This is a genomic window from Candidatus Palauibacter sp., assembly GCF_965208055.1.
Classification (GTDB): Bacteria; Gemmatimonadota; Gemmatimonadetes; order Palauibacterales; family Palauibacteraceae; genus Palauibacter.
Map to the genome: position 1 here is coordinate 1,635,336 of NZ_CBDBNY010000004.1, position 11,746 is coordinate 1,647,081.

Annotated in this window: 11 protein-coding genes; 5 read left to right on the forward strand and 6 right to left on the reverse strand. The window is 69.4% G+C overall.

Annotation, left to right across the window (positions count from 1 at the left end; translation table 11 throughout):
• Nucleotides 1-74 precede the first annotated feature (74 nt).
• A complete protein-coding gene (locus tag ACOGXI_RS07375) occupies nt 75-1,097 on the forward strand; it encodes a hypothetical protein (RefSeq protein ID WP_419938224.1) in 1,023 nt (340 codons plus the stop codon).
• A 712-nt stretch (nt 1,098-1,809) separates the two neighbouring features.
• Here ACOGXI_RS07375 and ACOGXI_RS07380 read toward each other — a convergent pair.
• Together ACOGXI_RS07380 and ACOGXI_RS07385 are read right to left on the reverse strand one after the other, a co-directional pair.
• The gene (locus tag ACOGXI_RS07380) at nt 1,810-3,210 is read right to left on the reverse strand and encodes a sodium:solute symporter family protein (RefSeq protein ID WP_419938225.1); all 1,401 of its coding nucleotides are present in this window, start codon (nt 3,208-3,210) and stop codon (nt 1,810-1,812) included.
• A 282-nt stretch (nt 3,211-3,492) separates the two neighbouring features.
• The gene (locus ACOGXI_RS07385) at nt 3,493-4,518 is read right to left on the reverse strand and encodes a P1 family peptidase (RefSeq protein WP_419940172.1); all 1,026 of its coding nucleotides are present in this window, start codon (nt 4,516-4,518) and stop codon (nt 3,493-3,495) included.
• Between the two features lie 298 nt (nt 4,519-4,816).
• Between ACOGXI_RS07385 and ACOGXI_RS07390 the strand changes: the two genes are divergently transcribed.
• Nucleotides 4,817-5,080, forward strand: a complete 264-nt coding sequence (locus ACOGXI_RS07390) for a FitA-like ribbon-helix-helix domain-containing protein (protein WP_419938226.1) — start codon at nt 4,817-4,819, stop codon at nt 5,078-5,080.
• Nucleotides 5,077-5,526 carry a PIN domain-containing protein gene (locus ACOGXI_RS07395; protein ID WP_419938227.1) on the forward strand — a complete coding sequence of 150 codons (450 nt, stop codon included), beginning with the start codon at nt 5,077-5,079 and terminating at the stop codon, nt 5,524-5,526. The genes ACOGXI_RS07390 and ACOGXI_RS07395 overlap by 4 nt, the downstream gene beginning before the upstream one ends.
• A gap of 61 nt (nt 5,527-5,587) precedes the next feature.
• On the opposite strand, the gene ACOGXI_RS07400 is transcribed toward ACOGXI_RS07395, so the two are convergent.
• The 3 genes from ACOGXI_RS07400 to ACOGXI_RS07410 are packed head-to-tail and all read right to left on the reverse strand — an operon-like array spanning nt 5,588 to nt 9,790.
• Nucleotides 5,588-7,570 carry an acetoacetate--CoA ligase gene (locus ACOGXI_RS07400; protein WP_419938228.1) on the reverse strand — a complete coding sequence of 661 codons (1,983 nt, stop codon included), beginning with the start codon at nt 7,568-7,570 and terminating at the stop codon, nt 5,588-5,590.
• 7 nt (nt 7,571-7,577) lie between these two features.
• Nucleotides 7,578-8,978 (reverse strand): cbb3-type cytochrome c oxidase subunit I, encoded by a 1,401-nt coding sequence (locus ACOGXI_RS07405; RefSeq protein WP_419938229.1) that lies wholly within the window; start codon nt 8,976-8,978, stop codon nt 7,578-7,580.
• On the reverse strand, nt 8,975-9,790 hold the full coding sequence (locus ACOGXI_RS07410; protein WP_419938230.1) for a c-type cytochrome: 816 nt from the start codon (nt 9,788-9,790) through the stop codon (nt 8,975-8,977). Before ACOGXI_RS07410 ends, ACOGXI_RS07405 begins: the two co-directional genes overlap by 4 nt.
• A gap of 212 nt (nt 9,791-10,002) precedes the next feature.
• Here ACOGXI_RS07410 and ACOGXI_RS07415 point away from each other — a divergent pair, with 212 nt between their 5' ends.
• Complete coding sequence (locus ACOGXI_RS07415; RefSeq protein ID WP_419938231.1) at nt 10,003-10,245, forward strand: AbrB/MazE/SpoVT family DNA-binding domain-containing protein; 243 nt, start codon at nt 10,003-10,005, stop codon at nt 10,243-10,245.
• Nucleotides 10,223-10,627 (forward strand): hypothetical protein, encoded by a 405-nt coding sequence (locus ACOGXI_RS07420; protein ID WP_419938232.1) that lies wholly within the window; start codon nt 10,223-10,225, stop codon nt 10,625-10,627. The genes ACOGXI_RS07415 and ACOGXI_RS07420 overlap by 23 nt, the downstream gene beginning before the upstream one ends.
• Nucleotides 10,628-11,082: 455 nt before the next feature.
• On the opposite strand, the gene ACOGXI_RS07425 is transcribed toward ACOGXI_RS07420, so the two are convergent.
• Complete coding sequence (locus ACOGXI_RS07425) at nt 11,083-11,712, reverse strand: hypothetical protein (RefSeq protein ID WP_419938233.1); 630 nt, start codon at nt 11,710-11,712, stop codon at nt 11,083-11,085.
• Nucleotides 11,713-11,746: the final 34 nt, after the last annotated feature.

Consider the following 11,746-nt stretch of genomic DNA (forward strand, 5'->3'; position numbering starts at 1 on the left):
TCCGAGGTGGCCGCCTCGCGCCGTGAGACGGTGGCGGAAACACAATCATGTAGAATGAGCCGGGTCGGATGCCCATGAGCAAGACGTGCCAGTTCGCGGCGGCGGTTCTTCTGACACTCGCGGTCGGCCACGCCTGCCGCTCAAGCGTCCTCGATCCCGTGGCAGGCTCCTGTGCGCCCGCCAACGGCGAACCCGTCAAGCTCGGGTTCTACGCCTTCTTCGCGCCGGTCAGCCACAGCGCGAACCCGGACCCGGCCTCGCCCGGGTTCGCGAACCATATGGGGTACGAGGCCGACTTGCTCACGGCACTCGAGGCGATGGAGCAACACCGCCTGACCTTCGTGCGTCGGCCCATCGCCGACTGGCCCGGAATCTGGCTGCTTCCGGCAACGCCGGAATTCGACATTGCGGGGGGAGGCATCACGATTCTGGAGTCCCGCACGCTGGACGCCGCTGGCCGGCAGGCCATCGCGTTCACCTCGGGCCACGTCGCCTTCCGCCAGTCTCTGCTGACGAGATCGGAGGACGCCGCGCGCCTCGCCTCCTACGACAGCCTCACGAGCGACGTGCGGGTGGGGGTCCTCCGCGGCACGACGGGCGAGGCGCGGCTGCTCCAGATCACGGGGATCGCGAACGGCGACGGCGTGCTCGCGCGCGGAACGAGGTTCGAGACCCCAGCGGGCACGATGGTTGCCGACGGCACGGCCCGTTACACGATCACGGCCGCGTCCTCGTCCCCCGCACTGGAGGGCCGGACGCACATCTTTCCTCCTTCTACCGCGATGCCCCAGGTGATCTACCTTGGCGACGAGGAGTTGCTGGCCGCCTTGCGGGATGGGAGCATCGACGCCGTGGCCCGGGGCGAGATCGGCAACGGCGAGGAGGCGCGGGCATCCGGCTTCGTCGTGGCCGCCGTGGATTCCCTGGCCGAGTACGGCGGCTTCTCCCTCGACGCCGACAACGTGGAGATGCTGGCCTGCATCGACGAGAAGCTCGATTGGCTCACCGACAACCGGCGGCTCGGCTACGCGGAGTGGCGGGCGGATCCCGGTGTGTTCCTCGCGCGGGCTGCTCTGTGGAACGGGGATGATGGCTGATCTTCGCGGCCCCGGTTGTGATGGGCGGAAAGGTGCGGCGCGGCCACGCGGTGGCTGCCGATGGGACCGCTAAGCGAGCGATTCCGGCATCCCTTGGCGAGCGTTTCCGGGCGGCGAGCGGGAGCATTTCGCGAGCGTCCCGCCGGGCAAGGTCCCAGAAGGCGGGGTCCGGGTCGCCGGGACCGGCCATGTCGGCGACTTGGAGGGCCGCCGATGCCCGGCTGCGGCGGACGGGATCGTTTGTCGCCGCCACGGCGGGAGGGCCAGCGCTGGCCACCGTCTGGAGCTCCGGTCACGATGCACTATCAGGTTCCTCGCGCACGGAAGTGGCTCGGCCGACCCGTTGAAACTCGATCGCCACCGACGCCGTAGTGCTGGCCGTGAATCGTCCGACCGAATGGCCGACCAACCGTGGAGACACCGGTTTGCCCTCACGGCGGCGAGGGAGACCAGCAGTCGTTTCAACATAATGCGTCTCCTGCGTTACAAGCTGTCGATCCGCCAGTTGTTCGTGTTCTGAGGGCCAGGTTATTGGGGGCGCGTTGGATCGCAGCGCGGAAATCCGCGTTAGCGCCCACGACGGCATCCGTCCGGGGCCGATCACGAAACGGACCCACATCGCGAGGTCCAGGTCAATCGCGAGGTCCAGGTCGAGCTCTCGTTATGATTCTCGAAGTGCGATGGCTCTCAATCCACTTGGACGCCGAGCCGATCAGCGTGTGCCTCGGCGCCCGCGCGCCAAGGCGACGATCGCGAAGGCGGCGGCGGAGACGATGAGACCGATGAGCGTCCGGTCGAGGAGGGCCGGCGCATCTGCGGGGGCGAGGATGCGGACGGCCGTGAGGGCGGCGAGTCCGGCCCCGATGGCGGCCAGCGCCTCGGGCACGCCGGGGCGCCGCGAGTGCAGTCCGGCGGCCACCGGCACGAAAAGGCTCACGCTCAGGATCGAATAGAAGATCGTGAGCGAGGCGATCACGCTCTCCAGCCAGAGGGCGAGCAGCACGGCGAGGGTTCCGCCGACGATGGCGGCGCCGCGCGCCACGCGCAGCACGTCCCTGTCGGGGGCCTCGGGTCTCAGGAATCCCTTGTAGAGATCCTTCGAGAGCGACGTCGAGAGCATGAAGAGCCCGGCGTCGGCCGAACTCACCTCGGCGGAGAACACCGCGGCGAGGCCCAGCAACCCGAGCGCCGGCGGGAGCGCCGTGGCGAGGAGCATGGGCAGCGCCTGCTCGCGGCTCGCGAGCGCGGGGTCGTAGACGCGTGCGATCATGCCGAGCAGCGTCGGTGCGAAGGCGAACAGCACGAGCCCGACGCCCGCGGCGAGGAGCCCGATCCGGATCGCCCGGGGGCCCGTCGCTCCGTAGACCTTCTGCACCAGTCCGGGCGAGATGATGAAGGCCGGCGCGAGGAGCGCGATGTAGACCCAGCCGGACCCGCCTCCCTGCCACGGATTCAGGTAGTCCGGCGACGTGCGCGCGGCGGTGGCCTCGATGGCGGCCCAGCCGCCGATGTCGGAGAGCGCCCACGGGATCGCGATCGCGAACCCGGCGAGCAGCACGACGAGCTGCACCAGGTTGACCCAGGCCGACGCCACGAGGCCGCCGGCGCTGAAGTAGGCGATGACGACGATCCCGCCCAGGAGCGCGCCGATCCAGCGCGGGGTGCCGGCGACGACCGCGACGATCTCGGCCATGGCGATGAGCTGCCCGGACACGATGGTGAGCGTGGCGAACCAGAGCAGGACGGCGATCAGCAGCCGGACGGAGCGGCCGTAGCGCAGGTCCAGGTAGTCGCCCATGGTGAGGAGCCCGTGGCGCGCGGCGACTTGCCAGATGCGCGGCCCGACCCAGAGGGCGAGCAGGATCGTCCCGATGCCCGCCGAGCCGACCCACCACCACGCGCTGAGGCCGTCGCGGTAGCCGAGCCCCGCCGCGCCCACCGTCGTGCCCGCCCCGAGGTTGGCGGCGAGCACGGTGGCGAAGAGCAGCACGGCCCCGAGCTTGCGGTCGGCCACGAAGAAGCTCCCGGCCGCGCCGACCCGCCGCCCGATCCACGCGCCCAGCGCCACGAGCCCCGCGGCGTACGCGAGCAGCACCCACAGCCCGGCACTCATTTGATCACCCGCAGCGAGCTTATTGGGGCGCGTTCAAGGCATGTGACATCCGAAGGAAGCACGACGTCAGCTGCGTCCGTAGCGGACCGCGTCCTCTTCGACCTCAAACGCCCTGGGCCGGTCCAGGTCGATGCCCGGACGAGGCTGTGACCCGTGCACAATCACCAAGGTGAAGGACGGTGGCTTGCGGCGATCAGGCCGCTTGGACTCGGGGTCCGGCGGGAGGGGAGTTGTCCCTTTCATGCGCGGAAGATAGCGGCTACCGATCGGCCACTCCAACGATCAGTCGCCGCTGCCCGCCAAGTCGGTTGCCGAAGGGAGGCCGGGGAGGCCCGTGGCGGTGCGGACGGCGCGCAGGATCGCTTCCGCGACCACGTCCGCGGCGAGCGCGCCGATGCGGCTGAGGCCGCCTTCGTCCTCGTGCCTTCCGGTGGCGAGGCCGAACAGGGTGTCGCCGTCGCTCGGGGTGTGGGCCGGGTAGATCGCGCGGGCGAGCCCGTCGTGCGCCATCTGGGCGACCTTCGTGATCTCGGCCTTCGAGAGCGTCGCGTTCGTCGCCACAACGCCGATCGTCGTGTTCTCGACGGAGGCGTCGTCGCCCGGCGGCCCCGCTTCGCCCGCCCGCAGCAGCACGCGGGCGTCCGCGAAGCCCGTCCCGTCCTCGGTGCGGACGCCGGCCACGATCTCGCCGGTGGCCGGATCGACGACGTCGCCGACCGCATTGACCGCCACGACCGCGGCCACGGTGAGACCATCCTCCAGGGTGATCGAGGCGGTGCCGATCCCGCCCTTCATCGCCCGCGCGCGGCCGCGGAGCTTCCCCACCGTCGCCCCGGCCCCCGCGCCGACGCTGCCCTCGGCGGGTGCGGCGGCGCTCGCCGCGCGGGCCGCCTCGTAACCGCACTCCGGCCCCGGCCGGGCGGACCCGCCGCCGACGCCGAGATCGAACAGGATCGCCGCCGCAACGATCGGGACGACGTGATCCCCGGCCCGGTATCCGATCCCGCGCTCTTCGAGGTGCCGCACCACGCCCGACGCCGCGTCGAGCCCGAAGGCGCTCCCGCCCGAGAGCACGATGGCGTGGGCCTCCTGCACGCTGTTCACCGGATCGAGCAGAGCGATCTCCCGCGTGCCCGGCGCCCCGCCCCGCACGTCGACGCCGGCCACGGCGCCGTCCTCGGCGAGGACGACCGTACAGCCCGTGGGCCGCTCCTCCAGCGTGAAGTGCCCCAGCGCGAGACCCTCGACCGCCGTGATTCCGCCACCCGCCTCGACCCCGCCACCCGCCGAACCCGATGTCTCCCGCATCTCCTGCGCCACACACCCTCCCGCCACGAGAAATCCGCCGAACGCCACGGCCGATGCGAGCGCAACCGAGACCCTCCCCCGCACGGGAAAGACCGGGGAACCGGCAGCTGAGAGTGTCATGTGGTCGCTCCAACCCTGGATTGGCCGGGCCGTCATTGCCGCTGCATTGACGTGTCGGCGAGCCCGCCGGAGCAATGTAGCATGGATCCCCCGTGCCGCGTGTCGACAAATGCTTGCAAGCATCGACTGCCAGCACCAGTTTCCGCTTGTCTACAGCCTGTTTCGAGGAGCGGAGCGCATGGGGAACACGATCACCGTCCGGGACATCGATCCGGGTGACAAGGCCTGGCTTCGCCGGGAGGCCCGCTACACCGGCGTTTCAATGGAGGAGTTCGTTCGCCGCCTGATTCGCGAGAGGCGGGAGAGTTCCGCCGGCGAGACGAGACCTTCGGAAGTGTTCGAGAGGTACTTCGGGTCGGAGTACGGAGTGGAGCTGCCCGAGCCTTCTCGCCGCGGATACAGGCCGTTCGCGTTCGACGACGAGTGCGAAGGTGAAGCGTGAGGCGGCCCCTCCGATGGCTCATCGATACGAACGTGGTCTCCGAGATGATGCGTCCGGCCCCCGAGCCGCGGGTGGCCGGATTTCTCGACGGAATCTGGGCCCAGGGCGTCGGTCTGGCATCCGTCACGGTATGGGAGATCCTCAACGGAATCGGACGCGTGGACGCCAGCCGGCGGCGGGAACAGCTGGCCGAGCGGTTCCAGGGCCTTCTGGACGACCTCTTCCGCGAACGGGTCCTCGACTGGACCCTCGACGACGCCCGTGTCTGCGCCCGCGTCATGGAATCGAAGAGGCGGCGAGCCGAACCGCTCGACGACCACCTGCCGGACGCGATGCTGGCGGCCGCGGCCGCGCGTCACGGCCTCACTCTGGTCACGCGGAACGAGAGGGACTTCCGGAACACGGGCATCGAAGTGGTCAACCCCTGGGCGGGCGCGTCGCGCTGATCCACGGCCCGCATCGCGCTGATCCACCGGCGGCGTCGCCGTAGCGGGCAGCCTGTGGCTGTTACGCCCGGAGTTCCGGGCGGTCGCGGTAGTCTTCGAGCGCCTCCGGGTTCGCGAGCGCCTCGACGTTCTTCACGGACTCGCCCAGCACCACGGCCCGCACGGCGAGTTCGGAGATCTTGGCGCTCTTCGTGCGCGGGATGTCCGCCACCTCCAGGATCCGCGCCGGCACGTGCCGCGGCGAAGCGTTCTCCCGGATCTCCCTCCGGATCCTCGTCTCCAGTTCCTCGTCCAGACTCCGGCCCTCGGCGAGCCGCACGAAGAGGACGACGCGCGTGTCGTTCTCCCACGGCTGTCCGATCACGATCGACTCCACGATCTCCGGCATCCGGTCCACCAGGCGGTAGATCTCTGCCGTCCCGATCCGCACCCCGCCCGCGTTCAACGTCGCGTCCGAGCGGCCGTAGATCACCACGCCGCCGTGCTCCGTCCACTCCATCCAGTCGCCGTGCCGCCACACGTTGGGGTACGTGTCGAAGTACGCCTCGTGGAAGCGGCTCCCGTCCTCATCCCCCCAGAACCCCGTCGGCACCGACGGGAAGGGCGACTTGCAGACGAGTTCCCCCTTCCCCGCCGGCATCGACCGTCCCTCCGGATCCCACACATCCACATCCATGCCCAGCGACGGCGCCTGGATCTCTCCCCTCCACACCTGGAGCAGCGGGTGCCCCACCACGAACCCCGCGCACAGATCCGTCCCGCCGGAGATCGAGGCGAGGTGGACGTCCGGCTTCACGTCCCGGTACACGTAGTCGAACCCTTCCGGCACGAGCGGCGACCCCGTGGAGAGCATCGTCCGCACGGAAGAGAGGTCGTGCGACTCGCGCGGGCGGAAGTCCGCCTTCCCGAGCGCATCGATGAACTTCGCGGACACGCCGAGTTGGGTCATCCCGACCTCGTCGGCGTAGTCGAACAGGACGTGCGGGCCGGGGTGGAAGGGCGAGCCGTCGTACAGCGCCACCGTCGCCTCGCTCGCCAGCGCCGAGGCGAGCCAGTTCCACATCATCCACCCGCAGGTCGTGTAGTAGAAGGCGCGGTCGCCGGCGCGGATGTCGGCGTGGAGCTGATGCTCCTTGAGGTGAGTGAGGAGGACGCCGCCCGCCGCATGCACGATGCACTTCGGGATGCCCGTGGTCCCGGAGGAGAAGAGGATGTAGAGCGGGTGGTCGAACGGGAGCCGCCGGAACTCGATCTCCCGCGGGCGCCACGGGCCGATGAAGTCGTCGAACCGCACCGCATGGGGAATGGCGGAGAGGTTCGGCTCCGGCTCCGTGTGGGGGACGACGATCACCCGTTCCACGGAGGGGAGCCGGCGTACGATCTCGGGGAGGCGGTCCAGGCTCGAGTACCGCTTCCCCTGCCAGAAGTAGCCGTCGGCCGCGAGGAGGACGCGCGGTTCGATCTGCCCGAAGCGGTCGAGGACGCCCTGCAGGCCGAAATCGGGCGAGGCGGTGGAAATCGTGGCCCCGAGGCTCGCCGACGCGAGCATGTAGACGATGGACTCGGGCATGTTGGGCACGTAGCCGGCCACCCGGTCGCCGGGCTCGAGTCCGAGCGCGTCCAGCGCCTGCGCGAGGCGGGAGGTCGTGTCGTATAGCTGGCTCCAAGTGAGGTCGCGCCGCATGCGGTCCTCGGCCCGGAACATCAGCGCGGGGGTGTCGTCGCGGCGGCGGAGCAGGTTCTCGGCGTAGTTCAGGCGGGCGCCGGGGTACCAGCGCGCCCCCGGCAGGCGGTCGAAGTCGACGACGACGCGCTCCCCACGCTCTCCGATGACCCCGCAGAAGTCCCATACCGCGTTCCAGAACGCCTCCGGCTCGCGGACCGACCAGCGCCACAGCGCCTCCGGGGAGTCGGCGGCCGCCCCGCAGTGCTCGTTCGCGAAGCGCGTGAACCGCGCCATGTTGGTCGTCGCGGCGAAGTCGGGGTCCGGCGTCCAGAGCGGCCGGTCCGCGCCCGTCACGCCCGGTTGGCCCTTCCGGCCCACGATGCCGTCATGCGCGTTCCTCCGAGGCCCAAAAATACCGGAAGGCGGCCGGTATGAGTTGCGCGAGGAGCCAGACGAAGAAGACCAGCGACAGCGTCCCGAAGACGGCGAACCCGATCCCGCTCCAGGCCGACACCCAGTCCGGCGGCACGTAGGTCTCGCCCGGCGCGTGCACCGCCCGGGTCACGCCGACCGCCGTCCCCACCACGTGCAGCCAGATCACGAGTCCCGCTACCGAGAGGTTCAGCCCGATGAGCGACCACCGCATCGCCGGCGTGTGGAGCGTGTCCCAGGCGTCCTCTCCCTCGCGAGCCTGGAAGTGCTCGCTCAGGATCCAGATCATCGCCCCCAGCAGGATCATCGTGTCGATGCCGATCATCGCCCCCATCGCGTGTCCCGTGACGACGTACGTCCCGTGGATGATGGCGTTCAACGGCGGGATGGAGATGAGAATCGCGCTGAACAGGATGGCGCAGGTCCACCACTTCGCCGCCGCGAACGAGCCGCGGGACGCGCAGAAGGCGGGGTCGCTCGGCGTCTTGAGCGCCCGCCACAAGTCGAACATCGCCCGCGCGAGGACGATGATCTCCATCATGCTCACGACGAACGCGATCCACTTCACCGACTCCCGGCCCGGCAGGTGATAGGTGTGGTGCGCGAAGTTCGTGAACGAGTTGAGCAGCCCGACGCCGAACAGCATGTAGGCGGTCGTCGAGCGCCCGTAGGAGGGGTCTCCCGAGATCCTCTCTCCGAGGTAGATCACGGAGCCGTACACGAAGAGGTTGAAGCTGCCGACGAGCGTACCCGTGGCCTTCCACTGGATCCGCATGTCCTGCACCGGGTCGCCGAAGATCCCGGGGATGAGCCACATGTGCTGTTCCACGAAGGTGACGATGAAGAAGAGCAGCCCCACGCCCCACATCGTCACGTACACCGGCCGCTCCCAGAACCGCTTCCCCGCCAGACGGAAGAAGTTCCACGCGTAGCAGATCCAGCCGACGAGGATGAGGAGGGAGAAGACGGGGTGAAAGCCGACGTATTCGCGGCCCGTGCCCACGCCCAGGGCGAGCGTGACGAGGATGCCGAGGCCGGCGAGCGCCCAGGTCAGGACCTGGACCCGGAGGCGCCAGCGGTCCCCCATCGTCGGCAGGCCTTCGTCCTGCAGGAAGCGGTACACGACCGCCACACCGCCGAGGAAGATCCAGGCGGAGGCGAACACGGTGTGGATCGGGCGCAACTGGCGCAGGTCGAGGCCCACCTGCTGAAACCACGGGGCGAGCGAGGGCACCGAGTAGAACGCGGCGAGGATCCCGCCGAGAAGCGTGATCGCGATCGCGATCAGCCCGCCGCGGATGAAGGTCAGAACGGCGAACTGGTGCGCGGGGTGGCCCGCCGCAAAGGGCTTCATGGGAACTCCCACCACGGCAGCGCGCGCCAGTCGAAGCTGCGGTCCGCCGCGAGCGCCTCGGTCGCCGCTTCCAGTTGCTCCCGGTTCGCGGCCAGGAACTCGAGGAACGCCATGAGCGCGTCGCGGTCGGCCGCGTCGAGCGGCGGGACCGGGGGCGGCATGCCCATCAGAGGGCGGCCCTCGGCGAGGACGCGGTCGAGCGAGTCGGGTGCGAGCGCTCCGGCGACGAGCGAAAGGTCCGGGGCCCCCACCGGCGAGTCGCGGAACGGGAAGTGACACGCGCTGCACGGCCGGGTGCGGTAGGCCGCGAACCCGGCGGCCGCTTCGGCGATATCCTGCTCCGGCCCGTCGGCTGAGGCCGCGCCACCGGGCATCCCGGCTCCGAGCGCCGCCTCGACCGCCCGCTCGAACGCCGCCTGCGCCCCGGCTCCCTCTCCCGGCGTCCCCATCCTCAGTTCGCCGCGGCCGATCTCCGGTCGATCCATCTCCCGCAGGAAGGCGGCCATCGCCGCCGACTCTTCATCGGTGAACGCGAGGGGCGGCATCTGCCCGCTCCCCACCGTCAACAACGAAACGAGCCGGGTCGAATCAACCCGGCTCGCGGCGTTCGTCAGATCCGGCCCGAGGAAGCCCCCCTGACCGTAAAACTGGTGACAGGTTTGACAAGCATGGCGCTGCCAGAGCACACGCCCCTCAAGCGCCGCCTCCGACAGCGGCTCGCTCCGCACATCGGAATACACCAGGCCCGTCTGGACTCCGAAGGAGAGCACCAGCACGGCCAGCAGCAGCTTTTTCCGGGCCGGTGTGAACATGGAGAGCACATGAGGGGTTGAAGTCGCGTGATCCCGAACCCCGGCATGATCTTCGCCGAAGGCTGCGGTCGTCAAGCCATCGGGGTTGATATCCCGTTGATGCGAACGGCCACGTTCACGGTGTAACGACAAACTACGCTCGCGCGAACTCCGTGAACCAAATACCTTACATATATACACTAGTATGTAAGGAGACGCGGGAAGAGGTAGCCATGCTGGTCAGGATCACATCCAAGCGTCAGGTCACATTCCCGGCCCGGGTTCTGGAGGCGATGGGGGTGGAGCCTGGCGACCGACTCGAGCTGGAGGAGGGCGCCGACGGCTTCATCGTGCGCCCGCACCGGATCGACCTCTCACGCCTGGCACCGCTTCGCGGCAAGCTGCGTCCGGGGGCAGAGGCATTCGATATCTATGCCTTCCGCGCCCAGCTCCATGATCCGGCGCTACGGGATTGACACCTCGATCCTGGTGCGTCTGCTCACGGGCATGCCCGAGGCGGACTACGCCGGGTGCGTCGAGCGACTGTCCGCGCTCGTGACCGACGAAGGCGCCGCCGTCGCCGCCTCCAACCAGGTGATCGGCGAGGCGTACATCGCCGTGCAACACCACTACGGCGTCAGCAAGGCCGACGCCCGCGCGGGACTGCTCGATGTGTTCCGAAGCGGCCTCGTCGCGCCCCTGAACGGCCGGCCGGTTCAAGAGGCGATCCAGGCATCCGATGGGGCCGGACTGCTCGATCGTCTCATCGCCGACGACTACGCGAGCACGGACCTGGACACTCTCACGCTCGACAAGGCGATGGCCGATCTCCCGCGCGCTCGGCTTCTCGGCGCCTGACGTTCCCGCGGGGCACGTCGCCGGGCGGCTGAGGCCCGCCCGGTTCGATGAGGCGGCGCGCTCGAAGCGGCCGGGAAACAGCTCGTCGGCCGCGTCTTGGGCGGTCAAGCCAGCCTACCCCGTGGGTACAAAAGGGCTGACGAGGGGCTTGCCCCTTCGGTCCCCAACAACGCCCTCGCTGAGGCTCGGAGTTCGCGGGCCGCGGCCGGCCCCGAGTGCGTATCGGCGCCGCCGCGCGGCGTCTGCCCGGCGGCAACGCGCGACCCACCAAGCAGCCCGGCCCGAGTCGCTCGACCCGGCGGAGCGAGACCCGCTGGTCGGGGCAGGTCGCTATGCCCGGTCAGGCCGTTGGCGGACAGCCATCGGAATGGGCGGGGGCGGAGGTTCTGGAGGCGGCCCCCGCCCTCCGCCGCGCCGCCAATGGCGCGGAAGCCCAATCGGGTTTCGTGAGCGGTTCAGAAAACCCGCCAGCCCACGCCAACCAACACACCGTCGCGGGTGGGCCGGACCGTGAGACCCACGTTCTCAAGTCCACCGCTTTCTTGAAGCCGGGCGTTGTGCCTGTTCGCCGTACTCACCGCAGACACGGTTCCCCAAATCGTTCCGACCGTATAAGCAAGAAAGCCAGCCGCCGCGAGCCCGAGCCCTCCCGACTCGTCCACTTCCCCTTCCACCACACCCGCCAATACGTCCTCGGCGAATATGCCGGCGCCGACGAACGCCAACCCAAGCCCACCAATCCTCACAACCCCAGGTAGCAGACCGGCGCCCACGTCACCGGCATAGGCATGGCCAACGAACGGCACGAACAACTCCAGAACTCCTGCCACGGCCGCGCTTTTTTGCCCCTCCGACGCCTGCGCGGGTATCCGTGTATCGAGGACCGGAGCGCCCGCGAAGGCGGCTTCCACTGTGGGGCTCAACGAGGGTAACCGAAGCGCCCGCCACCCTTCCCCGCTCGATGCATCCAGAACATTGAGGGCGAGGTGGTTTTGGGGTCCGGATGTCTGGGCGGCTGCGGCGGGAGCGAGGGCGAAAAGACCCAGCATCCCGCTCAGGAACAAAGTTGAAGGTGCGCGATTCATGTCGGCTTCCTCCGTTCTTGTGGTTTTCGATCCA

Bases quoted from the DNA above. Each gene is read 5' to 3' on its own strand.
- ACOGXI_RS07375 (WP_419938224.1), top strand. From the start codon at position 75: ATGAGCAAGACGTGCCAGTTCGCGGCGGCGGTTCTTCTGACACTCGCG.
- ACOGXI_RS07380 (WP_419938225.1), bottom strand. From the start codon at position 3,210: ATGAGTGCCGGGCTGTGGGTGCTGCTCGCGTACGCCGCGGGGCTCGTG.
- ACOGXI_RS07385 (WP_419940172.1), bottom strand. From the start codon at position 4,518: ATGCGGGAGACATCGGGTTCGGCGGGTGGCGGGGTCGAGGCGGGTGGC.
- ACOGXI_RS07390 (WP_419938226.1), top strand. From the start codon at position 4,817: ATGGGGAACACGATCACCGTCCGGGACATCGATCCGGGTGACAAGGCC.
- ACOGXI_RS07405 (WP_419938229.1), bottom strand. From the start codon at position 8,978: ATGAAGCCCTTTGCGGCGGGCCACCCCGCGCACCAGTTCGCCGTTCTG.
- ACOGXI_RS07410 (WP_419938230.1), bottom strand. From the start codon at position 9,790: ATGTTCACACCGGCCCGGAAAAAGCTGCTGCTGGCCGTGCTGGTGCTC.
- ACOGXI_RS07415 (WP_419938231.1), top strand. From the start codon at position 10,003: ATGCTGGTCAGGATCACATCCAAGCGTCAGGTCACATTCCCGGCCCGG.
- ACOGXI_RS07420 (WP_419938232.1), top strand. From the start codon at position 10,223: ATGATCCGGCGCTACGGGATTGACACCTCGATCCTGGTGCGTCTGCTC.
- ACOGXI_RS07425 (WP_419938233.1), bottom strand. From the start codon at position 11,712: ATGAATCGCGCACCTTCAACTTTGTTCCTGAGCGGGATGCTGGGTCTT.